17 protein-coding genes are annotated in these 23,074 nt (G+C 73.9%); 7 read left to right on the forward strand and 10 right to left on the reverse strand.

What is annotated here, in order from left to right; translation table 11 throughout:
• Window positions 1-55 precede the first annotated feature (55 nt).
• Complete coding sequence (locus O1G21_RS37040; RefSeq protein ID WP_270149995.1) at window positions 56-415, forward strand: hypothetical protein; 360 nt, start codon at window positions 56-58, stop codon at window positions 413-415.
• A 270-nt stretch (window positions 416-685) separates the two neighbouring features.
• Here the strand turns inward: O1G21_RS37040 and O1G21_RS37045 are convergent, their stop codons facing one another.
• Entirely contained in the window at window positions 686-2,425 is a 1,740-nt protein-coding gene (locus O1G21_RS37045; RefSeq protein WP_270149997.1) for a SpoIIE family protein phosphatase, read from the reverse strand.
• A gap of 172 nt (window positions 2,426-2,597) precedes the next feature.
• Here O1G21_RS37045 and O1G21_RS37050 point away from each other — a divergent pair, with 172 nt between their 5' ends.
• The gene (locus tag O1G21_RS37050) at window positions 2,598-3,455 is read left to right on the forward strand and encodes an SDR family NAD(P)-dependent oxidoreductase (RefSeq protein WP_270149998.1); all 858 of its coding nucleotides are present in this window, start codon (window positions 2,598-2,600) and stop codon (window positions 3,453-3,455) included.
• Between the two features lie 244 nt (window positions 3,456-3,699).
• The gene (locus O1G21_RS37055) at window positions 3,700-4,920 is read left to right on the forward strand and encodes an ROK family transcriptional regulator (protein ID WP_270149999.1); all 1,221 of its coding nucleotides are present in this window, start codon (window positions 3,700-3,702) and stop codon (window positions 4,918-4,920) included.
• 22 nt (window positions 4,921-4,942) lie between these two features.
• Here O1G21_RS37055 and O1G21_RS37060 read toward each other — a convergent pair whose 3' ends face one another.
• Window positions 4,943-6,121 carry a S1 family peptidase gene (locus O1G21_RS37060; protein ID WP_270150000.1) on the reverse strand — a complete coding sequence of 393 codons (1,179 nt, stop codon included), beginning with the start codon at window positions 6,119-6,121 and terminating at the stop codon, window positions 4,943-4,945.
• Between the two features lie 242 nt (window positions 6,122-6,363).
• On the opposite strand from O1G21_RS37060, the gene O1G21_RS37065 reads away from it, so the two are divergent.
• Window positions 6,364-6,843 (forward strand): hypothetical protein, encoded by a 480-nt coding sequence (locus O1G21_RS37065; protein WP_270150002.1) that lies wholly within the window; start codon window positions 6,364-6,366, stop codon window positions 6,841-6,843.
• 27 nt (window positions 6,844-6,870) lie between these two features.
• Here O1G21_RS37065 and O1G21_RS37070 read toward each other — a convergent pair whose 3' ends face one another.
• Window positions 6,871-8,577, reverse strand: a complete 1,707-nt coding sequence (locus O1G21_RS37070; protein ID WP_405000767.1) for a DUF885 domain-containing protein — start codon at window positions 8,575-8,577, stop codon at window positions 6,871-6,873.
• A gap of 153 nt (window positions 8,578-8,730) precedes the next feature.
• Between O1G21_RS37070 and O1G21_RS37075 the strand changes: the two genes are divergently transcribed.
• Window positions 8,731-9,039, forward strand: a complete 309-nt coding sequence (locus O1G21_RS37075; RefSeq protein ID WP_270150005.1) for a hypothetical protein — start codon at window positions 8,731-8,733, stop codon at window positions 9,037-9,039.
• A gap of 512 nt (window positions 9,040-9,551) precedes the next feature.
• Here O1G21_RS37075 and O1G21_RS37080 read toward each other — a convergent pair.
• From O1G21_RS37080 to O1G21_RS37105, 6 genes are all read right to left on the reverse strand, one after another.
• A complete protein-coding gene (locus O1G21_RS37080; protein ID WP_270150007.1) occupies window positions 9,552-12,134 on the reverse strand; it encodes a SpoIIE family protein phosphatase in 2,583 nt (860 codons plus the stop codon).
• 978 nt (window positions 12,135-13,112) lie between these two features.
• Window positions 13,113-13,286 carry a hypothetical protein gene (locus O1G21_RS37085; protein WP_270150009.1) on the reverse strand — a complete coding sequence of 58 codons (174 nt, stop codon included), beginning with the start codon at window positions 13,284-13,286 and terminating at the stop codon, window positions 13,113-13,115.
• A 215-nt stretch (window positions 13,287-13,501) separates the two neighbouring features.
• Window positions 13,502-14,068 carry a DUF6817 domain-containing protein gene (locus O1G21_RS37090; RefSeq protein WP_270150012.1) on the reverse strand — a complete coding sequence of 189 codons (567 nt, stop codon included), beginning with the start codon at window positions 14,066-14,068 and terminating at the stop codon, window positions 13,502-13,504.
• Window positions 14,069-14,131: 63 nt separating this feature from the next.
• A complete protein-coding gene (locus O1G21_RS37095) occupies window positions 14,132-15,004 on the reverse strand; it encodes a ketopantoate reductase family protein (RefSeq protein ID WP_270150014.1) in 873 nt (290 codons plus the stop codon).
• Between the two features lie 87 nt (window positions 15,005-15,091).
• Window positions 15,092-15,883 carry a hypothetical protein gene (locus tag O1G21_RS37100; protein ID WP_270150017.1) on the reverse strand — a complete coding sequence of 264 codons (792 nt, stop codon included), beginning with the start codon at window positions 15,881-15,883 and terminating at the stop codon, window positions 15,092-15,094.
• Window positions 15,880-16,404, reverse strand: coding sequence for a hypothetical protein (locus O1G21_RS37105; protein WP_270150019.1), 525 nt, complete (start codon window positions 16,402-16,404; stop codon window positions 15,880-15,882). The genes O1G21_RS37100 and O1G21_RS37105 overlap by 4 nt, the downstream gene beginning before the upstream one ends.
• 353 nt (window positions 16,405-16,757) lie before the next feature.
• Here O1G21_RS37105 and O1G21_RS37110 point away from each other — a divergent pair, with 353 nt between their 5' ends.
• Together O1G21_RS37110 and O1G21_RS37115 are read left to right on the forward strand one after the other, a co-directional pair.
• Window positions 16,758-17,213 carry a MarR family winged helix-turn-helix transcriptional regulator gene (locus O1G21_RS37110; RefSeq protein ID WP_270150020.1) on the forward strand — a complete coding sequence of 152 codons (456 nt, stop codon included), beginning with the start codon at window positions 16,758-16,760 and terminating at the stop codon, window positions 17,211-17,213.
• Window positions 17,210-18,637 (forward strand): MFS transporter, encoded by a 1,428-nt coding sequence (locus tag O1G21_RS37115; RefSeq protein ID WP_270150021.1) that lies wholly within the window; start codon window positions 17,210-17,212, stop codon window positions 18,635-18,637. Before O1G21_RS37110 ends, O1G21_RS37115 begins: the two co-directional genes overlap by 4 nt.
• A gap of 288 nt (window positions 18,638-18,925) precedes the next feature.
• Here the strand turns inward: O1G21_RS37115 and O1G21_RS37120 are convergent, their stop codons facing one another.
• Window positions 18,926-23,074 (reverse strand): nSTAND1 domain-containing NTPase, encoded by a 4,149-nt coding sequence (locus O1G21_RS37120; protein ID WP_270150023.1) that lies wholly within the window; start codon window positions 23,072-23,074, stop codon window positions 18,926-18,928.

Raw genomic sequence — 23,074 nt, forward strand, 5'->3', positions numbered from 1 at the left:
AGAGAAGGTCAACCGGATCTCGTCTCCGCCGCTCCGTACCCGTACGAGGAGCACGATGACTCACCGGATCGCACGTTCGATAGCCGGCGCCCTGGTGGCACTGCTGGCCGCCGTCGGCCTCAGCGCCGCGGCGTCGGGCGCGACGGCGGTGGCCGCGCCCCGGAACGCCGTGGGGAGTACGGCCGTTGCGCCGGGGGCGGCGTCCGTGAATGTGGCGCACATCACGCAGATCGCGCAGGTGGCGCAGGTGACTCAGGTCACCCACGTCGCCGCCAAGCAGGAGAAGAAGAAGTCCGGCTTCTTCGCCAAGCTCGGCAAGTTCCTGCTGGTCGTGGTCATCCTGATCATCCTGGTCATCGTCCTGCTGATCTGGGGCATCGTCCACTTCGTGCGGCGGCTCTTCCGCCGCCGGTGAACGGCCCGGGACGCCGGTGAACAGCCCGGTTCGCCGCTGAGCCCGCCCCGGGGTGCCGAAACGGCCCCCGGGGCGGGCCACTTGGGAGCGATCGGTGCGGTCCGGCCCGGCCGCGGCGCCCCGGCGAGCACCTGATCGCCCAACGGAGCCTGTACGGCGGCACGTTCGGGGCTGCCGCACCTGGAGACGATCTCCAACCCGCACCCCGGCGCCCCGGCTTCGAGCACGCGGAGCAGGCCCGCCGGTCGGCCGTCGAAGCCGGCGTGGCCGTCAGCGGGTTCTGGGCCGGGCGGCGAGGAGGGCGATGTCGTCCTCGGCGGCGGGGGCCGGGGGTGGGGCGAGGGAGTGGAGGACGGCGTCGAGGAGGTCGTCGAGGTCGCCGGTGGCGGGGAGGCGCAGGGCGGCGAGGCGCTCCAGGGAGCTGTCGATGTCCTCGTGGCGGCGTTCGACCAGGCCGTCGGTGTACAGGAGCAGCGTCTGCCCGGGGTCTAGCGGGTGGGTGGTCTGCTCGTAGCCGCCGAGGCCGGTGCCCAGTGGGGGGCCGGTGGGGACGTGCAGCAGTTCGGTGGGGCGGTCCGGGGCGATCAGGGCGGGCGGCAGGTGGCCGGCGCTGGAGAGGGTCCAGCGGGCACGGCCGGGGTCGGCGAGGGCCAGCAGACAGGTCGCGGGGCGGGCGCTGTCGTCGGCGGAGATGACGGCGTCGAGCTGGCGCAGTATGCGGTGCGGGGGCAGGTCCATGCCGGCGATGTAGCGCAGTGCCGAGCGGTAGTGGCTCATGTCGACGGCGGCCTCGACGCCGTGCCCCATGACGTCGCCCATCGCCAGCAGGGTGCGGCCGAAGGGCAGCCGGACCGTCTCGTACCAGTCGCCGCCGACCACCGAGCTGCTGCCGGAGGGCAGGTAGCGGGAGGCGAGGGCGAGGTTCTGGTGCGGGTGGCCGGGCTCGCTGAGCAGGGCCCGCTGGAGTTCCAGCGCGATGCCCTGGGAGCGGGTGTAGCGGTGGGCGTTGTCGATGCCGGTGGCGGCGCGGGCGGCGAGGTCGCCGAGCAGGTCGGCCTCCTCGGGGGAGAAGGCCGGGCTGCCGGCGGCGCGGCCCAGGGTGAGCAGCCCGATCAGCCGGCCCCGGGCGGTGAGCGGCAGGGCGAGTAGGGAGGTGGCGTCCGCCGGGCAGGCGTCCGCCGGGCCGGGTCCGCTGAGCACGGCGACGCCGGTCGCCAGGCTGCGGGCGGCGGCCGAGCCCTCGCGGTGGCGGACCGACTCGCCGGGGCGGGCCAGCTCGGCGAGCGCGGGCTCCAACTCGGGCACGGCCCGTACGGCGGCGCGGTGCAACCGGTGGGTGCCGGCCCGGCCCGGGCGGGTGGGTTCGGCTCCGGGCGGGAGCACGTCGACGGTGGCGAGGTCGGCGAGGCCGGGTACGGCGAAGGCGGCCAGCTCGGCGCAGGTGGTGGCGGTGTCGAGGGTGGTGCCGACCCGTTCGGCGGCGGCGTCCAGCAGGGCGAGCCGGGCGCGGGTGCGTTCGAGTTCGCGCAGCTGCTCGCGGGCCGGGTCCGGGGTGTCCAGGACGACGACGATCACGCCGGTGGTCCGCCCGGCGTGCCGCAGCGGCCGGTAGCGCACCCGCAGGCCGGGTGGGACGGGGGAGCCGGGGCCTTCGGGCCCACCGGTGAGGTGTTCGTGGTCGTGGCCGTCGGTGAGGGCGCGGCGCAGGGGGTCGAGGGCGCCGGCGAAGGCGGTGGTCTCGGCGGTGCGGCCGAGCAGGTCGGCGCGACGCAGTCCGGTGACGGCGGTGAAGGCGGAGTTGAGGTAGCGCCAGCGCAGGTGTTCGTCGAGCAGGGCGACGCCGACCGGGGCGGCGGCGAGCACGTCGCGGAGCAGATCGGGATCACCGCCGACCTGGTCACTGTCGGTGATCGGATCGAGGCTCGCGGCGAGGGCCGCCGCGGCCGCCGCCGGGGAGCGGGCGTCGGGGGGCGGGGTGCCCTCTGCTCGGTTGCCGTGCCGGTTGCGCATGGGTCCATGATCACGCGCCGGGGCGCGGCCCGCCCACAACCGGGTGAAAGCTTGACCGGCCTGTTGCACCCGACACGGTTGGTTGCGTGCGCGCACACGCACTTGTAGAGTGTGTGCACACGCACGCAGTAATCGGCTTCCGGGTCCGGCCCGGGCCGGGAGGAGAGTCCGCATGGCAACCCATCGCATCGTTCTGATCACCGGCACCTCCTCCGGGATCGGCCTCGCCGCCGCCGTGGCCGCAGCCCGCGCCGACTGCCGCGTGGTCGCCACCATGCGCGACACCGGACGGGCCGGGAACCTGCTCCGCGCGGCGGAGAAGGCGGGTGTCGCCGAACGGATCGAGGTCGAGCGGCTGGACGTCACCGACCCGGCCTCCGTCGCGGACTGCCTGGACATCGTCCTCGACCGGTACGGCCGGCTGGACGCCGTCGTCAACAACGCGGGCGCGGGCTTCCTCGGCACGATCGAGCAGGACGGGATGGTGCCGGTGCGCGCCGCGATGGAGGTCAACTACTTCGGCGTGGTCGAGGTGACCCGGGCCGCGCTGCCGCACCTGCGCGCCAGCGGCGGCCGGGTGGTCACCGTGACCAGCGTCGGCGGGGTGGTCGGACAGCCCTTCAACGAGGCGTACTGCGCGGCCAAGTTCGCCGTCGAGGGCTTCATGGAGTCGCTGGCGCCGGTCGCGGCCACCGTCGGGGTGGCCGTGACCGTGGTCGAACCGGGCGCGGTGGCCAGCGAATTCGTCGACAACCAGCGCTTGGACGTGCCCGCGCTCATCACTGCCGCGGGCCCGTACGGCCCGGCGCTGCAGGCGTACGTCGACCGGGCGAGGCAGGCCTTCGACAGCGCCCAGACCCCCGAGGAGGCGGCCGCGCCGATCGTCGCGGCGCTGACGGTCGAGCGGCCGCCGCTGCGGATGCAGACCTCGGAGACGGCCCGGGCCTTCACCGGGGTCAAGCTGGCCGACCAGGACGGATCGGCGGTGCTGGGGATGACGGGCGGCTGGGTCGGGGCCGCGGGCGCCTGACAGCCGCCGCGTAGGGGCGGGGACGGGTTCGCGCGGTCGGTGCCGGGTTCGCGAAGGTCGGCGGCGGGTTCGGAAGGTCGGCGTCGGGTTCGCGGGGTCGGTGCCGGGTGATCACCGGTCATACTTGGGCGGCGGCGGCCGACACCGGACGCCGCGGGCGGTGCCGGGGCGCCGCCCGTCGGCACCGGAGCGTCCGCGGTGGACGCCCGTGACGGACCGTCAGCAGCCCAGACCGGAGGGACCGATGAGCGCCCACCAGCCGACCAGCCGCCCGGCGGCCGGGGCCGCCGCCGTGCCGTGGAACCGGCAGCGGCTGCGCAGCAACAACGAGTGGCTGCTGCTGGAGCTGCTGCGCACCGGCGGCGGCTCCTCGCGCGCCCAACTGGCCCGGGACACCGGCCTGTCCAAGCCCACCGTGTCCGCCGCGCTGGCCGACCTGGAGCAGGCCGGGCTGGTCCGCGAGGCCGGGCGGGTGGCCCCCGAGCGGGGTCGCACCGCGGTGCTGTACGAGGTCGACCCGAGCGCCGGCCACGTGCTCGGCGTGGACGTCGGCCGGGCCCGGCTGCGGGTCGCCGTGGCGGACCTCGCCGGTACCGTCGTCGCCCGGCGGGACGTGGCCAACCGGGGGCGGACCGCGGACGCCGTCGCGGACGCCGTGGTCGCCGCCGCGCACGAGGCGACCGCCGAGGCCGGCCTGGCCGCCGCGGACATCGTGCACGCGGTGATCGGCACGCCCGGGGTGTGGGACGAGGAGCGGCGCGGCGTCCGCTACGCCACCAGCCTGCCCGGCTGGGGCCGGCCGGGGCTGTTCGACCGGATCGGCGAGGGGCTGGGCACGGCCGTCACGGTGGCCAACGACGCCAACCTCGCCGCGCTCGGCGAGTACACCCTCGGCGCCGGGCGGGGCAGCCGGATGTTCGCCTACCTGCTGGTCGGTACCGGGCTCGGGCTGGGCGTGGTCAAGGACGGCGAGTTGCTGGTCGGCGCGCACGGCGCGCTGGGCGAGATCGGCCTGGTGCCGCTGCCCGCCCACCCGGGCGAGCCGGTCGCGACGACGCTGGAGCAGGAGGCCGCGGCGGACGCGGTGGTGCGGGCCGCCCGGGGGTTCGGGCTGGAGGGGGCGGGCGGTCGGCGGCTGACCGCCAAGCGGGTCTTCGAGCGGGCCCGGGCCGGGGACGACGCGGCGCTGCGGGCGGTCCGGTGGGAGGCGGAGCGGCTCGCCTACGCCGTCGCCGTGCTGTCCGCCGTGCTCGACCCGGACCTGTTGGTGCTCGGCGGGGGCATCGGCAGCAGCGCGGACCTGCTCCTGGAACCGCTGGAGCAGGCCCTGCGCCGCTTCGCCCCGATGCGTCCGACGCTCGCACCGAGCCTGCTGGGGGAGGAGGCGGTGCTCCTCGGCGCGGTCTCCACGGCGCTGGAGACCGCCCGCCCCGAGGTGTTCGAGCGCCGGACGGCGGGGCTGTGATCCGGGTTTCGCGGGTGTGGCGTCAGCCGGTGGCGAGGGTCAGGCCGTAGGTGCTGAGGATCGGGTTGACCGGCTGGAAGTAGGTCTCGCCGCCCGAGGTGCAGTCGCCGGAACCGCCCGAGGTCACGCCCTGGGCCTGGTTGCCGGAGATGAACGAGCCGCCGGAGTCTCCCGGTTCGGCGCACACGTCGGTGCGGGTGACGCCGTAGACGCTGCCCTCCTGGTAGTTGACGGTGGCGTTCTGCTCCTCGACGGTGCCGCAGTGCCAGCCGGTGGTGGAGCCGGAGCGGCAGATCGAGCCGCCGACCGGCTGCTCGGTGGAGCCGGCCACCGTCACCGCGCCGCCCGCGTAGTCGTTCACCTGCGGCTGGGCGGTCCAGTCGGCGCCGGCCGCCACCCAGGACCAGTCGTTGCCCGGGAAGGTCGAGCCCTGAAAGGTGCCGATCGAACTGCCGTCGGAGGCCGTCGCGTTGGAGCCGGGCTGGCCGCAGTGGCCGGCGCTGACGAAGCCCGGCTGGCCGCCCTGGGTGACCGGGAAGCCGATCGAACAGCGGGCGGCGTCGTCGATGTAGTACGCGTCCCCGCCGCGCAGGTCGGCGAGCGGCCGGGGTGCGGCGGTGGCCCGCTCGACCCGGACCAGCGAGCGGTCCGCCCCGGACCGGTCCAGGAAGGCCTCGGTGCGGGCGTCGTCGGCGGACTGCACCACGACGGTGTTGGCCCGGACGTCGACGTACCAGAGCGGGGTGGCCTCGGGGGCGGCGGCCCGGGATGCCCGGTCGAGCGCGTCCTTGGCCTGGTCCAGGGCCTTCAGGGCGTGCCGGACGACGGTCGCGCGGCCGCCGTGGGCGGTGATGGTCCGGGCGGCGGAGGCGTCGGTGGTGGCGACCACGAGCTCGGCCCGGGGTCCGTCGATCCAGGCGCCGGCCCAGCGGTCGCCGAGCGCCCGGGTGAGGGCGCTCTGCACCGCGGCGGCCCGGCCCTCCCGGGCGATCCGGTCGGCGGCGGCCTGCGGGGCGAGCCCGAGGTCGCGCTGCAGCGCGTGCAGCAGGGCGGGCGGTACGGCGGCCGTGCGGGTGGGTGCGGGTGCGGCCAGGGCGGCGGCTATCGACGGGTCGTCAGCGGGTGCGCCGACGGCGGGTGCTGCGGTGAGCGCGACGGTCGCGATGGCGGCGGCGACGGCGAGCGCACGGATTCGGAGCATGGGGGATCTCCTCGTTCGGCGTGGGGGCTGCCGGAACCGTAGCGATCCACTCGTGCTGGCCGGAACATGTCACAAGACCCTGCACTCCGGCGCTATACCCCCTTCTCGGGCCCCTGCTGCCGTCGCGTTCGGTGGTCGGAAGATCTCGATCTGCCAACGAGTGCGGAAACCGTGGTCGCGGCGTGTGCGGACTCTGCTTGAATCGCACGCCTCACCCATACGGAACGGAGGGTTCTCCCCTGATGCCTTCACGGATACCCGGGCGCCGCCGGGCCGCCGGCCTGGCCGGATTCGCCGGACTCGTCCTCACCGTCGGTCTGGCGCTGACGGGTTGCGACCCGTCGGCGGCGGACGGCAAGGCGTCCTCGGCGCCGGCCGCCACGGCCGCGACCGCCGCCGCTTCGACCGGCGCGAACGCGCCGAGTGCCACCGCGCCGACGGTCGCCGCGCAGCCGTCCGCCCCGCCTTCCGCCCACCCGCAGACGTCCGGCGCCAAGCCGCAGCCCAAGGTGACCACGGCGCAGCCGCCGGCCGAACCGGAACCGCAGCACACCCAGGCGGCGGCCGGCGGTTCGGGGTGCGAGATCCGCTCCAGCGCGGGCAACTGCTACGCGGCCGGGCAGTTCTGCCGCAACGACGACCTGGGCAGGAGCACCCACGACGCCAACGGGCGGGTGATCTACTGCCGGATGGTCAGCGGCAAGCCGCACTGGCAGGCGTGAGTCACCCGCCCGGGCTGGTCCAGCAGATCACGCCGGGCCCACGGGAGGGGCGTCTGCCGCGAGCCTGGCGGCCAGGTCGTCCAGGCCGAGCGAGCCCTGGGCGAGCACATCGGTGTGCCAGGCCCGCAGGTCGAAGTCGGACCCTTGCCGGCGCCGGGCCGCCTCGCGGCCCTCCAGCCAGACCCGCTCGCCGAGCTTGTAGCCGATGGCCTGGCCCGGCCAGCCCAAGTAGCGGTCGATCTCGCTGCTGCTGCGCGGAACGTCGCTGCCGTGGTAGGCGGCCATGAACTGGGTGGCGAGGGCCGGGGTCCAGCGCTCGCCGGGGCAGAAGCCCGAGTCGGCGGGGATGGCCAGTTCCAGGTGCATGCCGATGTCGACGATCACCTGGATGATCCGGAGCATCTGCTTGTCCAGGTACCCCAGGCGCCGGGCGGGATCGGCCAGGAAGCCCAGCTCGTCCATCAGCCGCTCGGCGTACAGCGCCCAGCCCTCCTTGTTCGCGCTCACCGCGCCGAGGGCGATCTGGTAGCTGCTCAGACGGTCGGCGGAGGCGGTCCAGCGGGCCGTCTGCAGGTGGTGCCCGGGGACGCCCTCGTGGTACCAGGTGCTGACGAGCTGCCAGGTCGGGAAGGAGCGTCGGCCCAGGGCCGGCAGGTAGGTGCGGCCGGGGCGGCTGAAGTCGAGGCTGGGGCCGTTGTAGTAGGGTGCGCCCGAGCTTCCCGGCGGGGCGATCCTGGTCTCCACCCGGCGCATCGGGCCGGTGATGTCGAAGTGGGTGCCGTCGAGGGCCTCGATCGCCTCGTCCATGATCTGCTGCAGCCAGGCGCGGATGTTCTCCTCGCCCTCGATCGCGTGGCCGTCGGCGTTGAGGTGGTCCATGGTGGCCCGGACCCCGCCGCCGGGGAGGACGCGGTCGGCCTCGGCCCGCATCTCGGCGGCCGTACGGTGGAACTCCTCCCAGGCCCAGGCGTACGCCTCGGCCGGGTCGATGTCGGCGCCGTTGGCCAAGCGGGCGGAGCGCAGGTAGCGCTCACGGCCGACGGCGTCCGGGGTGCCGTCGGCGGCGGGCAGATAGCTGTCGCACAGCCAGTCCCGGAAGGCCGCCACCGCGGCGGTCGCACGCTCGGCGGCGGTGTCCAGCTCGGGCCGCAACCGGGCGGGGCCGGCCGCCGTGAAGCCGGTGAACCAGCTCGCGCCGCCGTTCCGTCCGGTCCAGGCGTCGAGCCGGGCGATGACCGCCCGGACCTGCCGGGGCGCGCACAGCAGCCCGCGGCGGATGCCCTCGGTCAAGGTCGCGCGGTAGCCGTCCAGCGCGCCGGGCACGTTGCGCAGCCGCCCGGCGACGGCCGCCCAGTTCTCCTCCGTGTCGGTGGGCATCATGATGAAGACGCCCCGCACCTGGAGCAGCGGCGAGTTGACGCTGCGCAGCTGGCGGAACCGGTCCCCGGCCTCGTGCACGGCGAGCTCCGCGGTCAGCCGCTCCCGCAGCAGCCGGGCGCAGTCCCGTTCCGCGGCGTCCTCGAGGATCCCGGTGCTCCGCTCGGCGGCGTCAACCGCGGCCAGTGTCTTCCGGGCCAGCTCGGCGAGCGCTTCGAAGCCTTCCGGCGACAGATCCGGCTGCCGGTCGTCCTCGGGGTGCAGGCCGAGTCTGGTCGATGTCGGCGGATCGAGCGCCGCGGCCTGCGCGACGTGGTCATCGGCGATCCTGCGGAAAGTCCTCGTCGTCTCGGGCACGTTGCCCATGCTGGCGCACCGGCCGAGGCCCTGTCAGCAAGCGGGGGCCGAAACCGGACAGCGGAACCGCCCGGGGCGTGCCGCGCGTCGGAGCGTGCGTACGCCCGCCGACCCCGAGGCCGTGCGGGACAGCGGAACCGGGGGGCCGTCGAGGTGCTGATCCTGCTCGTACTCTTCGCCGCGGGCTTCGGCCTGATCCTGATGGGGGTCCACAAGCTGCACACCGCGGTGCCCACCTGCTACGGCCGGCCCATGTCGCCCGGGGACGTCTGCCGTCCCCGCGCCGCCCATGCCTACGGCGAGGGCATGCCCGAGCCCCACGACTCGACCTACCGGCAGCAGTTGGACAGCCTCACCAGCGGGGGCTGGACCGCCGTCGTGATCGGCGTGGTCCTGCTGGCGCTGGCCGTCGTGATCGGCGTCGCCTGGGCGGCCTCCGCCGCCCAGGAGGGCCGGAAGTGAGCCGACCCGCACGCCGGAGCATGACACGTGTCCTGGCCCTCTTGCAGACGGAACCCCAACGGCGCTGGCGGGCACGGGAGATCGCCGAACCGGGCCCGCTGGCGAAATCCAGCGCCACCGCGATCGAGAACAGCACGTAGCCGCCGATCGTGACCCGGTGCGACCACCTGGGCAGGAATCGCGGTGAACGCCACGCCCTCGTGTTCGTGACATCAGCCACCGGACTGCCCTTCTGTCCCGCTGGTCCCCACGGCCGCGTCGTTCTCCCCGCTCCACGGTTAAGCGCCTCTCCCCTCCCGGATCGACCGGCAGCGCCACATCGACACCTCCGGCCTGCGCGCTGCGGCCCGCTCCTCGGAGCCGGACGCACTCGGCAGGATCCGGTCGAAGACCGCCAATGCCCTGGAGTGCGGCGCCGGCGCAAGGCCGCCGTCCTTCGGCGGGTACGCCCGCCTCGCGGACGGGGACACCGGTCGGCGGGGGAGCCGGGGCGGTCGGGCCGGTCGCGGTCGTCAGCCCTCGGCGGGCAGGGCCTGCTCGGCCCAGATGGTCTTGCCGTCCTCGGTGTAGCGGGTGCCCCAGCACTCGGTGAGCTGGGCGATGATGTACAGGCCGCGTCCGCCCTCGTCGTCCCGGGCGGCCTGGCGCAGGTGCGGCGAGGTGTGTCCGGTGTCGGAGACCTCGCAGATCAGGCTGCGGTCCCGGATCAGCCGGACCCGGACCGGCCCGGTGGCGTACCGGATCGCGTTGGTGACCAGCTCGCTGACGATCAGTTCGGTGGTGAACACGAGCTCCGCCAGGCCCCATTCGTCCAGCCATCCGGTGACCAGGAGCCGCGCCCGGGCGACCTCCGCCGGGTCGGGCACCAGCTCCCAGTCGGCGACCTGCCCGGCGCCGAGCCGGCGGATGCGGACCAGCAGCAGGACGGCGTCGTCGCCCACCGGCCCGGGCAGCAGGGTCGCCAGCGCCTCGTCGCACAGGCTCTCCAGCGGCCGGCGGGGCCCGGCCAGCGTCTCGGCGAGCCCGCGTCGGCCGTCGACGGACTGCACCAGGCCGTCCGTGTACAGGGCGATCAGGCTGCCGACCGGCAGGTTCAGCTCGGCGCTCTGGAACGGCGGGCCGCCCAGCCCCAGCGGCCGCCCGGCCGGCAGCTCCGCGTAGCGGACGCCGCCCGCCGGGTCGGCCACGAGGGGCGGCGCGTGGCCGGCCCGGGCCATGCTGCACCGGCCGTCGACCGGGTCGTACACCGCGTACAGGCAGGTCACGCCGACGCCGCGCGGATTGCCCGAGTCGTCCTCCTCGCGCACCATGTCGTCCAGGTGGGTGAGCAGCTCGTCCGGATCCAGGTCCAGCCGGGCCAGCACCCGGATGCCGGCCCGCAGCCGGCCCATCGCGGCGGCGGCCCGCAGGCCGTGGCCGAGCACCTCGCCGACCACCAGGCCGACCCGGCTGCCGGACAGCGGGATGACGTCGTACCAGTCGCCGCCCACCCCGGAGCGGGTGTCGGCCGGCAGGTAGCGGCTGGCCGACTCGACCGCGCTCAGCGTCGGCAGCCGGTGCGGTAGCAGACTGCGTTGCAGCCGCAGTGCCGCGGTGTGCCCTCGGGTGACCACCGGCATCAGCGCCAGGCCGATCAGCAGCGAGCCCAGTCCCAGTACGGTCACCCCGCTGACCCGGCCGAGCAACGGCAGCCGGACGGAGGTCGCGCCGTAGTCGGGGGCGGCATAGACGTGGAAGGCGGCGTAGCAGAACAGGAACAGCATGATCAGCCCCCCGAGCCCGGGCAGGACGCCTTTGAACAGCAGGTCCCGGAGGCTGCGGGTGAGCACCCGGCGGTGGTACCAGACGCAGGCGAAGCCGGTCAGACCGTAGTAGAAGGCGATTGCCAGGCCCACCGAGTCGATGGAGTCGGCCAGCACGTTGTGGCTGACCGAGGTGAGCAGCACCAGGAAGACGATCGACACCAGCCCCATGCCGACGGTCGACCAGGTCGGGGTCAGGAACCGGCGGTGCAGCCGGGCGAAGCCGGTCGGCACGGTCTTGTGCGCGGCCATCGAGAAGACGGTGCGGGCGGCCGGCAGGATGGTGGTCTGGGCGGAGGCGACCGCCGAGGTCAGCACCATCAGGATCAGCAGTTCGGTGAGCGCGGGGCCGGGCCCGGTGGTGCCGAACACCGCCCCACCGAGGCCGGAGAGCACGTCTCTGGAGTTGTCCGGGTTGGCCAGCCCGATGCCCGTGGTGCCGACCCCGGCGAAGGCCTGTGCCGAGGTGGAGATCAGACCGTAGAGGACCAGCAGCAGGACGGTGGACAGCACGGCGGCCCGCCCGGGGGTGCGCCGGCTGTCCGCGGTCTCCTCGTTGACGGTGAGCGCGGTGTCCCACCCCCAGTAGATGAACACCGCGGCGAGCACCCCGGTGGTCAGCGCCTGGGGGGAGGGGACGTTCAGCGGATCGAACCAGGAGGCGGAGACGTGCAGCGCGGTCGGCGGGCCGTCGGTGTACACCTTGACCAGGGCGGTGACGGCGAGAAGCAGCAGGGTCGCGACCTCCAGGCAGACCAGCCAGCGCTGCAGGGCCGCCGACACCTCGATGCCCACGTAGCAGACCGCCGTCATCAGGGCGATCCAGACCACCCCGGCCACGGTGGTCCACGTCCGGCTGGCCGCCAGCGACTCCAGTCCGACCAGCCGGAAGCCGTAGATGCCGGCGATCTCGGCCAGGTTCGCCATAGTGATCACGTCGGCGACGATCAGGCCCCAGCCGCCCATCCAGCCGGCGTGCGGGCCGAACGCGCGGGTGGACCAGGCGAAGGTCGTCCCGCAGTCGGCGTTGACGGCGTTCAGTTCCCGGTAGGCGTACGCGATCAGCAGCATCGGCACGAACGCCAGCATGATGATGATCGGGGCCTGCAGCCCCACCCGGGCCACGATCAGGCCGAGCGTCGCCGCCAGGCTGTACGCCGGCGCGGTCGAGGAGATCCCGATCGCCACCGACGAGAACAGCCCCAGAGCGCCCGACCTGAGCCCTTTCTCACCGGCGCCGGGCCCGGGCGCGAGCGGCGCGGCGGACTCGGCCGGGCGGGGGGAACTCTTCACACCAGTTACCAACTCCGCGTCTCGCGGCGGCAAGCCTTGCGATCACCATTCTCCCCGCCCGCCGGGAGGGCCGCCAGACGGGCTCGCCTCGCAGCGGACCGGGGTGATCCAGGAAGGCTCACCGTGTCACGGAGACCAACGGTTGTGCCGCCACCATCCGGGTCCAGAGCACGTACAAGGTGGACAGTCCCCGCGGGCGAGTGCCTGACCATCGCCCTGAATTCCAGCGTTGTCACGACCTAACACAACGTCGTCATGGGTGACCCGAACGTCGCCGCACTGGTGACCTGCTGAGCATCGTCCTCACTCCGCCGGCCGGTGTGAGCTGACCGCCGAGGGCCGTCTTCCGGTTGAGCGATCGCCGGGGGCGGCCGTCGTGCGTCTGGCGCCGAAGGCGATGGGTCACCGACTGTCGGCAGGCATCGGCCTGCCGGCGACACGGCTCTCAGGTCGACCGGGCGCCCCGCCTCCGGCCGACGATCGCGCTCACGAAAGGCGAGCAAGGCCGGCCACGGGGTGTCGCGAGCGGTCGCAGGCGGTGATGCGATCCGCAGACCGGTCTCGGTCGCCGTGGGCGATGACGACGTGCGAGGCCGCGGGGCGGTGGCGGCCATGGCCTGGCCGGAGATGCCGAGGGCGGCGACGCCGGCGAGGAGGAGGGAGGTCGTCGCGGTGGCGGCCCGTCGCACGGTGGTGCGCCCAAGCCGGTGAAGGCGGCCCGCAGATCGCCGGTGGCGACCTCCTGGACCGGGACGCCGGTCGAGGTTTCGACCCGGACGGTGTTGCCGACGTCGCCGACCGAACCACGGTCGGCCGGGGCGTTCCAGGAGACGACCAGAGCGCCGTCGCCGCTGACGGTGGTGACCTGTTCGGCCGCACCCGGTGCGGTTGGCGCCAGGTAGTCGAGGGTCGGCTTGGGCCGCTTCGTCGGGTCGGCGTCGGTGGCCGAGAAGTAGCGGGCCGCGCTGGTCCAGCCGGTCAGCGGGCGCAGGGCCAGGCCTCGCCCTTCTCGATCCACGAGCCGACCAGCGCGGACGGGTCGGTCTCCGACAGCTTGGCCGCGGAGGCGTAGCTCTCGGCCCCGGCGGCCGCGGTCAGCGCCGTACCGCCCTGGCTCGGAGCCCAGGCGCCGCCGAGCTGGAAGACGTCCACGGCGGTCTCATCGCAGCCGGCCGTACCGGCGGCGCAGTCCGAGCGGGTCAGTGCGAGCTTGCCGCCGACCACCCGGGAGCCGGCCGGGACGGCCGATGTTCGGCCACCGCCGTGAGCGGGGCGGTGCCTTCGGAGAGTGCCGTGACCAGGGCGGGGCGGCGTCGCCGGGGGCCGCGAAAACCTGCTGCGCTGACCGGTGATCGATGGTGCGTCGACTACTGGTTGCCGAACCGCTCGTGCCAGGCCGGCCAGGCGGCGTTCGGAAGCAAGCTCCGGGTGCGGGACAGCAGTTCGTAGAGGGCGGGGCCGTAGCGGGCGGCCAGTTCGGCGTTGTGGGCGAAGACGTCGAGCTCGTTGGCGGCCGTGATGGCGAGGAAGGCCCGCAGGTCCTCCTCCGGCGGGGTGTGGTCCTGCCCGGTGAACCGGTCGTGGAACAGCGGCTCTTCGTCCCGGCCCAGGCGCGGGTAGACGGCGGCCCGGCCACAGCTCGCGTACAGGTAGACGAGCGCCTCGGCGCGCTCGCCCACCAGTTCGGCCAGGACGTCCCGTTCGTCCAATCCCAGCAGTGCGCCGTCGAACCCGTCGGTCCCGTACGCGGCGTGGCAGAGCCCGGCGGCCTGGACGGCGGAATCGGTGCCCCAGTCCGCCAACAGCCTTGCCACCCTGGTCAGGTGCTCCAGCAGGGTGCCGCCCGGATGGGGGATCCGGTCGGCCTCGTGGGCGCGGAGGAACTCCTCGAGGTGGCTCCACGCGGGTGCGTTGCGGTGGTCGGCTCGCGTCACCCGAGGAGTTCTACTCCTGACGCCGGCCGACCCGCAACCGCGTTCCGCCGTTCGGCCGTTCGGCTAGGAGAGTTCGCGCACCAGGCGGGTGATGGTCGGGGTGGGGACGGAGTGCGCGGCGGCGGCCCGGAGCACGGCGCCGCCGATGGCGTCCAGCTCGGTCGCCCGGCCCGCCTCGACGTCGCGCTGCATCGAGGACTTCATCGCTCCGGGGATCCGGTCGAAGGCGGCGAGCAGCGTCCGCACGTCGGCCGGGGCGCCGACCGCCTCGGCGACGGCGGTGATCTCGTCCAGGACGGCGAGGAGTTCACCCCGGTGCTCGGTGCGCACGACACCGATCCCGTCGGCGTGCCGGGTGGTCAGCAGGGCGAACGGGGCGAGGAAGGACAGCTTGCTCCAGAGCATCGCCGTCTCGTCCTCGCGCAGCGTGACGTCCAGTCCGGTGTGCCGCAGCTGCTCGGCGAACTCCTCGACGGGCGCCGCGAGTTCGACGGCGGCGAACGGACTGGTGTGCTCGATCCGGCCCGGGGCGGTACGGGTGGCCTCGACCCGGATCGTCCCGGCCACCACCTGCCCGGCCGGGTAGCGCTCGCGCAGCAGCGCCATGTGGTCCAGGCCGTTGAGCAACGGCACCACGATCCCGCTGCCGAGGGCCTGCGGCGGCATCCGGTCGAGCGCGGCCGCCAGCGCCGTCTCCTTGACGGTCACGAAGGCGGCGTCGACCGGCTCGCGCAGCTCGGTGGCGGCCTCGACCCGGGCGGTGAACTCGCCGAACTGGGTGCTGTGAACGCGCAGTCCGTCCCGGGCGAGGACGGCCGCGGTCGGTTCGCCGGCCAGGCAGATGACGCGGTGGCCGTCGCGCGCGAGCAGGCCGCCGATCAGGCCGCCGACGCCGCCCGGGCCGAGGACGGCGATGGTGAGGGGGGTGGTGGACATGCTGACTCCTTTGGGTGTGGCGGGGGGCCGGGGGGCTTCGGGGTTCCGGCGGGGGTGTTCGGTGTTCAGCGGGCGGTCAGGGGGTGTTCAGGGGGTTTCCCAGCAGAAGCGACCCTCCAGGCCGTCCGGGCTGAGGAAGCCGAAGCCGACGCCGTAACCGAAGTTGAGGAAGTACGGATCGCCGTCGTCCGGGGCGTCCGAGAGCGAGAAGAGGTACTGCCAGGGTGCGGGGAGCTTGGCCCGTCCGTTCGGGAAGGACGGGAGACCGCCGAGGTGGTCGTGCACGTGCTCGCCGTCCGGGAACGGAACTTCGGGGCCCTCGTGGCGCAGGAACCGCTGGAAGGCGGCCCGTTGGTCCATCGAGCGGTCGGCCCCGGCGGACAGCGGCAGGAGGTCGAGGTGGAACTCGACCGGGACCGTCCCGTCGCTGCCGGGTTCGCCACCGGGTGCGCCGTCGGATGTGTCGCCGGATGCGTCGTAGGGTTCGCCGGCGCCGTCGCGGCGCCAGAGGGTGCGGCCCCGGGTGCCGGGCGGGCCGATGACGGCGAAGGGCGGGATCCGGCCGCCCGGCTGGACCAGCAGGACGGCGTCGCCGGCCTCCGGATCGAGGCCGCCCATGATGCTGTCGTCCTCCTCCAGGAAGAGGTACGCCAGTCGGGATCCCTCACCGGGGACGGGGAACTGGCCGATGAACACCAGGGGTTCACCGGTGCCGGGCGAGAGCGGCCAGGTGGGCTCGGCCAGCCAGCAGGGCTCGCCGCCGAGTTTGGGGACCGGCTCGGTGATGGGCTGCTCGGCCGGCCGCGGGGAGAGCTCCAGGCGGGGGAGGAACGCGGCGTCGTGCGGACCGGTGGCGGTGCCGGTCGGGTGGGGGGTCATGCGGTGGCCTCGGGAGCGGAGTGGTGGAGGAGGACGTGGTCGAAGTAGTAGGGCGTTTCGTGGCGAGGTTTCCGGCCGGGGGCCGGGGAGCCGGGACGCCCGATGCCGCGGTGGAGGTAGAGGTGGGTGTGGCGCAGGGTGCCGTGGGCCGGATCGGGCACCGGCAGGCCCTCGGCGCGCAGCGCCTCGGCCAACTCGTGCGCCGGCCAGCCGAAGACGTCGATCCCGAGGTAGCCGACCGGGCAGGCGGGGCGGTCGTCGTTCGGGTTCCGGCTCACCGCGACAGCGTCCAGGCCGTCGCCGTCGCCGTCGGCCGAGGAGAGCGTGACGTCCACCCCGGGGAGCCGGAAGGCCAGGGCCCAGCGGGAGCCGCAGACGAAGACCGGCTGCACCCCGTCCGGCAGGAGTTCGCCGTGCGGGGCCAGCAGCGCGCGCACCGCCGCCTCCGGGAGGCCGAAGCGCAGCTCGGGCAGCGGGGCGGGCAGGCGGACGCCGTGGCCGGGCAGCAGGTCGATGGTCACCTGATCATGATTCCTCCTCGGGGGCTGGAACGGGAGTCCGTTTTTCGCGGCGGGAACCCGCGGGCCCGGCGCGGACGGGCCGGGCCAGGGTCAGGTTGCGCAGGGGAGCGGGAGGAGCTCGACCATCCCGTCCCGGAGGATCACCGAGTCCTCGGCGAGGACGACGCGGAGCTGCTTGTCGATCATGACGCCATTGTCGGGGTGCGCGGAGGTCGCGGCGGTCGGTCGCGGCGATATGTACAGCAAGACTGGACAGTTTGGACTGATGAAATTACCGTGGAACCATGACCGAGAAGCGAACAGCCCCAGTGATCCCTGAATCCCCTGCCGTTCCTGCTGATACTGCCGATCCGGTGGGCCCGGCCGGCCCCACCGACCCTGACGACTCCGCCGCGCTGGCCGCCCGGGAGCTCCGTACCGTCGTCAGCCGGCTGCGCCGGACCCTGCAGGAGAAGGGGCAGGGTGCCAGCGGCCTCACCCCTTCCCAGACCGCCGTGCTCAGCCGCCTGATCAACGACGGGCCGGCCTCCGCGAGCACGCTGGCCGCTGCGGAGCGGGTCCGTCCGCAGTCGATGGCGGCCACGCTGGCCGTGCTGGAAGGGCACGGACTGGTCGGCCGCCGTCCCGATCCGGAGGACGGGCGCCGACAGCTGGTCGACCTGAGCGAGACCGGGCTGGCGTGGATCGCGGACAGCCGTCGGGCGCGCGAGGAGTGGCTGGCCCGGGCGTTCCAGGAGGACTTCACCGAGACCGAACGTGCCACCGTGCTGGCGGCGTTGCCCCTGCTGGATCGGCTGAACCGGCGATGAACGGCCCGTCGCTGCTGCTGGCGCGGCTCCGGTCCCGTCGCCACGGGCCACCGAAACCGGCTGACGACGACGGGTTCAACCGCCGGTTGCTAGCCCCGATGGTGCTGGGCTCGGTGCTCAACCCGATCAACTCCTCGATGATCGCGGTGGCCCTGGTGCCCGTCGGCACCGCCTTCGGCGCGCCGCCCGCCGAGACCGCCTGGTTGGTGACCGCGCTCTACCTCGCGACCGCCGTCGGCCAGCCGGTGATCGGGCGGCTGGTGGACACCTTCGGGCCGCGCCGGCTCTACCTGGCCGGTACGGCCGTGGTCGGCCTCGCCGGACTGGTCGGCGCGCTCGCGCCCTCGTTCGGGCTGCTGATCGCCGCCCGGGTGCTGCTCGGGATCGGCACCTCCGCCGCCTACCCCGCCGCGATGCACCTCACCCGCAGCGAGGCCGAGCGCACCGGTCGGAGCGACCCCAGCGGGGTGCTGACGGTGCTCGCCGTCGCCAACCAGAGCATCGCCGTGGTCGGGCCGACGCTCGGCGGCCTGCTGATCGGAATCGGCGGCTGGCGGACCATGTTCGCCGTCAACGTCCCGCTGTCGCTGGCCTGTCTGGCGCTCGGCGCCGCCCGTCTGCCGGTCACGGCGCCGCGCCGGGGGAGCGGAGAGCGGTTCGATCACGCCGGGATCGCCCTGTTCGCCGTCCTCCTGCTGACGTCGATGCTGTTCGTGATGAAGCCGAGCGCCGCCCTCTGGTACCTGCCGGTGCTCGCCCTGCTGGCCGGCGTCGGCTTCGCGGTGCGGGAGACCCGGGCCCGCAGCCCGTTCATAGACCTGCGGGCGCTCGCCCGCAACCGTCCGCTGATCGCCACCTACCTTCGCCAGGTGCTCGGCTACACCGCCAGCTACGCCTTCCTCTACGGCTACACCCAGTGGCTGGAGGAGGCGCGCGGCCTGAGCGCCGCCTCCGCCGGGTTGGTGCTGCTCCCGCTCTCGCTCACCGCCCTCGCGGTCTCCGGCGCGACCGGTCGCAGTCCGGCGGTGCGCGGCAAGCTGCTGGTCGGGGCGGTGGTCCAGATGGCCGCCTGCGCGGCCCTGTTGCTGGCCGGATCGGCCAGCCCGCTGGTCCTGCTGGTCGCGGTCGGGGTGTCGGCGGGCGTCCCGCAGGGACTGATCGGGCTCGGCAACCAGACCGCGCTCTACCACCAGGCCGACCCCGCCGCCATCGCCTCCGCGGCCGGGCTGCTGCGGACCTTCATGTACCTCGGGGCGATGGCGGCCTCGGCCGCGAACGCCGCCTTCTTCCCGCGCGGCGCCACCACGGGCGGGCTGCACCGACTCGCGCTGTTCATGCTCGGCGGCTCGGCCCTGCTCCTCCTCCTCACCCTTCCCGACCGCTCGCTCGGTCGGACGGGGACCGCTGCTGTCGAACGAAGTTGACGATCGGCCGGTGGACGCCGGGGCGGCTCGACCCATGCGGCCCGCTGATCATCGTGCTGGCCTGAACGCCGAACGGCAGCTTGCCCACGGCCAGCGAGCACACCGCGTGCAGCTTGTGCATGTCTCCCCTGGGCGGCGCACCAAGAAGGTGCGGCCGGACGGGTGCGCCGGTCCGCGTACACCTCTTGAATCTTGAACACACGGTACGGGAGTGACCCGGTGGCCCCGGGGCGTCCACGCGTCCATGCCCCGGGGCCACCGGCGGTCGCGCTCTCCGAACCCTCGGGTTCAGCCGGGCGGACATCCCGGACCGGCTGACTGGCCCGGCAGGTACGCCGCCCGCTCCTCCTGGGTCAGACCTCGGCTGACGGCCTGGCAGATCCGCTCGACCGCTGCGGCGGGTCGGGGGAGGACGATGGTCCGCAGCCGTGCGGTGTCGTCGTAACCACCGGTGGCGACGGTTCTTCCATCGGGGCTGAACGCCACCGACAACACCATGTCGGTGTGGCCGGTCAGGGTGGCACGGGCTGCGCCGGTGGCCACGTCCCACAGTCTCACGGTGTGGTCGCGGCTGGCGGTGGCGAGGGTTTTCCCGTCGGGGCTGAACGCCGCCGAGAACACCGTGTTGGTGTGGCCGGTCAGGGTTGAGCGGGCGGTGCCGGTGGCCACGTCCCACAGCCGTGCGGTGTTGTCGCCGCCGGCGGTGGCGAGGGTCCTCCCGTCCGGGCTGAACGCCACCGACCAGACCGCACTGGTGTGGCCGGTCAGCGTCCTGAGGCTCCTGCCGGTGGCCACGTCCCACAGCCGAACCGTCCTGTCCGCGCTGCCGGTTGCCAGGGTGTGACCGTCAGGGCCGAACGCCACCGAGAACACCGTGTTGGTGTGGCCGGTCAGGGTTGAGCGGGCGGTGCCGGTGGCCACGTCCCACAGCTTCACGGTGTGGTCGCGGCTGGCGGTGGCGAGGGTTTTCCCGTCCGGGCTGAATGCCACCGACATCACCATGTCGGTGTGGCCGGTCAGGGTGGCACGGGCCGCGCCGGTGGCCGGATCCCACAGTTTCGCGGTCCGGTCGCCGCTGCCGGTCGCGAAGGTGCGGCCGTCGGGGCTGAACGCCACCGACCACACCTCTCCGGTGTGGCCGGTCAGGGTTGAGCGGGCTGCGCCGGAGGCCGGATCCCACAGTTTCACGGTCCGGTCGGTACTGCCGGTGGCGAGGGTGTTCCCGTCCGGGCTGAACGCCACCGACCAGACCGGTCCGGTGTGGCCCGTCAGCATCGAGCGGGTGCCCTCATCCCACAGCCGCGCGGTCTTGTCGCCGCTGCCGGTCGCGAAGGTGCGGCCGTCGGGGCTGAACGCCACCGAGTACACCTCGCCGGTGTGGCCGGTCAGAGGCGTGCGGGTGGCGCCGGTGGCCACGTCCCACAGCAGTACGGTGTTGTCGGCACTGCCGGTTGCCAGGGTGCGGCCGTCAGGACTGAACGCCGCCGAGACCACCGCGTCGCTGTGGCCGGTCAGGGTCAAGCGGGTTGTGCCGGTGGCCACGTCCCACAACCGTGCCGTGTAGTCGCGGCTGGCGGTTGCGAGGGTGTGGCCGTCGGGGCTGAACGCCACCGCGTAGACCTCGTTGGTGTGGCCGGTGAGGGTGGCTCGGACGGTGCCGGTGGCCGCGTCCCACAGCCGTGCGGTGTTGTCGGCGCTGGCGGTTGCGAGGGTGTGGCCGTCGGGGCTGAACGCCACCGCGTAGACCTCGTTGGTGTGGCCGGTGAGGGTGGCTCGGACGGTGCCGGTGGCCGCGTCCCACAGCCGTGCGGTGTTGTCGGCGCTGGCGGTTGCGAGGGTGTGGCCGTCGGGGCTGAACGCCACTGAGCGCACCTCTCCGGTGTGGCCGGTGAGGGTGGCCCGGACAGTGCCGGTGGCCGCGTCCCACAGGCGAACGGTCCGGTCGGCGCTGGCGGTTGCGAGGGTGTGGCCGTCGGGGCTGAACGCCACCGAGCGCACCTCTCCGGTGTGGCCGGTGAGGGTGGCCCGGACGGTGCCGGTGGCCGCGTCCCACAGGCGAACGGTCCGGTCGGCGCTGGCGGTTGCGAGGGTGTGGCCGTCGGGGCTGAACGCCACCGAGTAGACCGAGTCGGTGTGGCCGGACAGGCGTCGCCGCAGTGGGAGGGCCGCGGCGTCGTCCAGGCTCTCGACGGATTCGGGAGTGTGGCCGGTGCGGTACGCCTGGACGGCCAGCAGCGAGGCGAGGTCGGGGTTGGTGCTGATGAGGGTGCCGGACTGGAGGGCGAGCTGCCGGGAGAGGGCCGTCTGCCGTTCGGCGACGGCCGTCCGCTGCTGCCAGACGGCGTATCCCGCAGCGGCGAGTGCGAGGACGAGGACCCCGGCCAGGATCGCGTTGAGGCGTCTGCTGCGCCGGATGACGGCCTGCTGGCGCTGCCTGCTGGCGGTGAGGAAGGCGGCGATCCCGCTCGGTAGGCGGCGGTGCCGGGACCATTCAAGGCCTTCCGCGAGCGCCGTCCCGGCGAGCAGGTCACCGGGGTCCTTCCGCTCGGCCCAGCGGGCTCGCCGTTCCCGGGTGTGTCCGAGCCACTCCTGGAAGCGATGGTCCTGGTTGACCCACTCGCGTAGTGTGCCCCAGTCGCGGATGAGCGCGTCATGGATGAGCTCGGCCACCGGCTGTCCGGCCGGGGCGTCGGGTCCTTCGGGTGCGCGGGGCGTGTAGGTGGTGATGATCCGATGGCCGGTGAGGGCGGCGAGGACGGCGTCGATGGCCCGCTCGCTGCCGGGAACGGCGTCGGGGTCGGCTGCCAGGTCGCGCAGCTCCCGCAGGGGGACCTGTGCCCGGATGGCCGGAATCTGGTGGCTCGGGTCGGCCGGGCGAACCAGGGAGGTCAGGATCCGCCGTGCGATGGGCCGGTGGCCGGGGGCCAGCTGGTCGAGGGCGGTGTCGCACCAGGTGGTCAGGCTTCCGGTGACCGCGCCGATGCGCCGGTAGGCGTCGTGGGTGAGGTAGCCGTCCTGGCGGCCTTGCCAGAGCCGGCTGAGAGTCAGCTCCAGCAGGGGCAGGACGGTGACGGGCGCCTGGCGGGTGGCGGATCCCTCGGGGGTGGTGGCCAGGACGTCGGTGACGATCTGCTCAGGCAGTCCGGGCTGGAAGCGGGCGCCCACGTCCTGGGCGGGCAGGGTGATGATGTCGCGCAGGTCGTCCTCGCTCAGGCTGCCCGGCACGTTGAGGAGCCCAGGCATCGCGGCGTGCAGCAACCTTGGTGCAAGGGCAGCGAGTTGATGGTAGAAGTCATCGCGCATGATCAGGATCACCTGGAGCCGGGCGATCGAGTCGACCGCCGCGGTGAGCTGGTCCGCGATGGCCGGGCAGCGGTCCGGCCGTCGGCCGTCGGCGGGCTGGGCGAGGAACTCCTCGAACTGGTCGATGATCAGGATGATGCGCTGACAGTCGGGGTCGGCCGCGAGTCTGCGGGTGACGGCGGTGGCGATCCCGTCGGTGGCAGCCCCGGGGAGCCCGGCGTGTTCGAGTTCGGCCGTCAGATCCTGCCTCGGTCTGGCGAGCACGGGTAACCACCGTTCGCTGCCAGGAAGTTCACCTGCGGCGAGGGCGGGTAGGACGCCGGCCTGGATCAGGGACGACTTGCCCGATCCGGAGGGTCCGAGCAGCAGCGTCAACCGCCTGTGCCGGGCCAGGTTCGCCAGCACCTGCCGCACCGCGTCCCTGCGGCCCTCGAACCACCTGGCCTGCTCCGCGGTGAACGGCTCCAGCCCCCGGTAGGGGCACACGTCCCGCTCGGCCAGGTCGGGCCGGATCTCCCGCAGTGTCCGTGTCGGTGTGGCATAGGCGATGCCCTGCCCCCGCGAAAAGGCGTCGGGGGCGGTGATCTCGGTGACCATGCCGACGACCAGGCCTGTCACCTCGTCCAGGACCGGGCCGCCACTGAATCCGGTGGTCAGGTCGTTGGCATCGGTCAACTGCAGCAGCGCGCCCCGGCCCGCGGCGGGCGGCAGCAGATCACCGGCCACCCCGAAGCCGAAGTGCCCGCCCGGCGGGGCCTGCGCGGGGAACCCGAACGACCGCACCCGGTGGCCCCGGCAGCCCGCTGCAGCGCCCAACGGCAACGGCTCCGTACCCGTAGCGGTCCCGTTCAGGCGCACGACGGCGACGTCGTCGCCTTCCGGGGGCCGCCAGGCCTCGTCCAGGACCCGGCCCTCCACCCGCGGCGCGGCGTCCGTGTGCGGGAAGACCAGCCGCACCCGCCCACCGGGCCCGCTTCCGGCGGCAGCCACCACGTGCGCGCAGGTGACCAGGAGGCCCTCGGCCACCAGGAAGCCCGCCCCGACCACCTCACCGCCCACTCCGAGGACCTGGGCCACGGCGGACAGCAGTGCCGGCGTACGGTCGCCGTCCGGCCCCTTGCCGTCGATGTCCAC

Source organism: Kitasatospora cathayae, from assembly GCF_027627435.1.
GTDB classification, from domain to species: Bacteria; Actinomycetota; Actinomycetes; order Streptomycetales; family Streptomycetaceae; genus Kitasatospora; species Kitasatospora cathayae.

Coding starts and splice junctions, on each gene's coding strand:
- O1G21_RS37040 (WP_270149995.1), top strand. CDS start 56: ATGACTCACCGGATCGCACGTTCGATAGCCGGCGCCCTGGTGGCACTG.
- O1G21_RS37045 (WP_270149997.1), bottom strand. CDS start 2,425: ATGCGCAACCGGCACGGCAACCGAGCAGAGGGCACCCCGCCCCCCGAC.
- O1G21_RS37050 (WP_270149998.1), top strand. CDS start 2,598: ATGGCAACCCATCGCATCGTTCTGATCACCGGCACCTCCTCCGGGATC.
- O1G21_RS37055 (WP_270149999.1), top strand. CDS start 3,700: ATGAGCGCCCACCAGCCGACCAGCCGCCCGGCGGCCGGGGCCGCCGCC.
- O1G21_RS37060 (WP_270150000.1), bottom strand. CDS start 6,121: ATGCTCCGAATCCGTGCGCTCGCCGTCGCCGCCGCCATCGCGACCGTC.
- O1G21_RS37065 (WP_270150002.1), top strand. CDS start 6,364: ATGCCTTCACGGATACCCGGGCGCCGCCGGGCCGCCGGCCTGGCCGGA.
- O1G21_RS37095 (WP_270150014.1), bottom strand. CDS start 15,004: ATGTCCACCACCCCCCTCACCATCGCCGTCCTCGGCCCGGGCGGCGTC.
- O1G21_RS37100 (WP_270150017.1), bottom strand. CDS start 15,883: ATGACCCCCCACCCGACCGGCACCGCCACCGGTCCGCACGACGCCGCG.
- O1G21_RS37115 (WP_270150021.1), top strand. CDS start 17,210: ATGAACGGCCCGTCGCTGCTGCTGGCGCGGCTCCGGTCCCGTCGCCAC.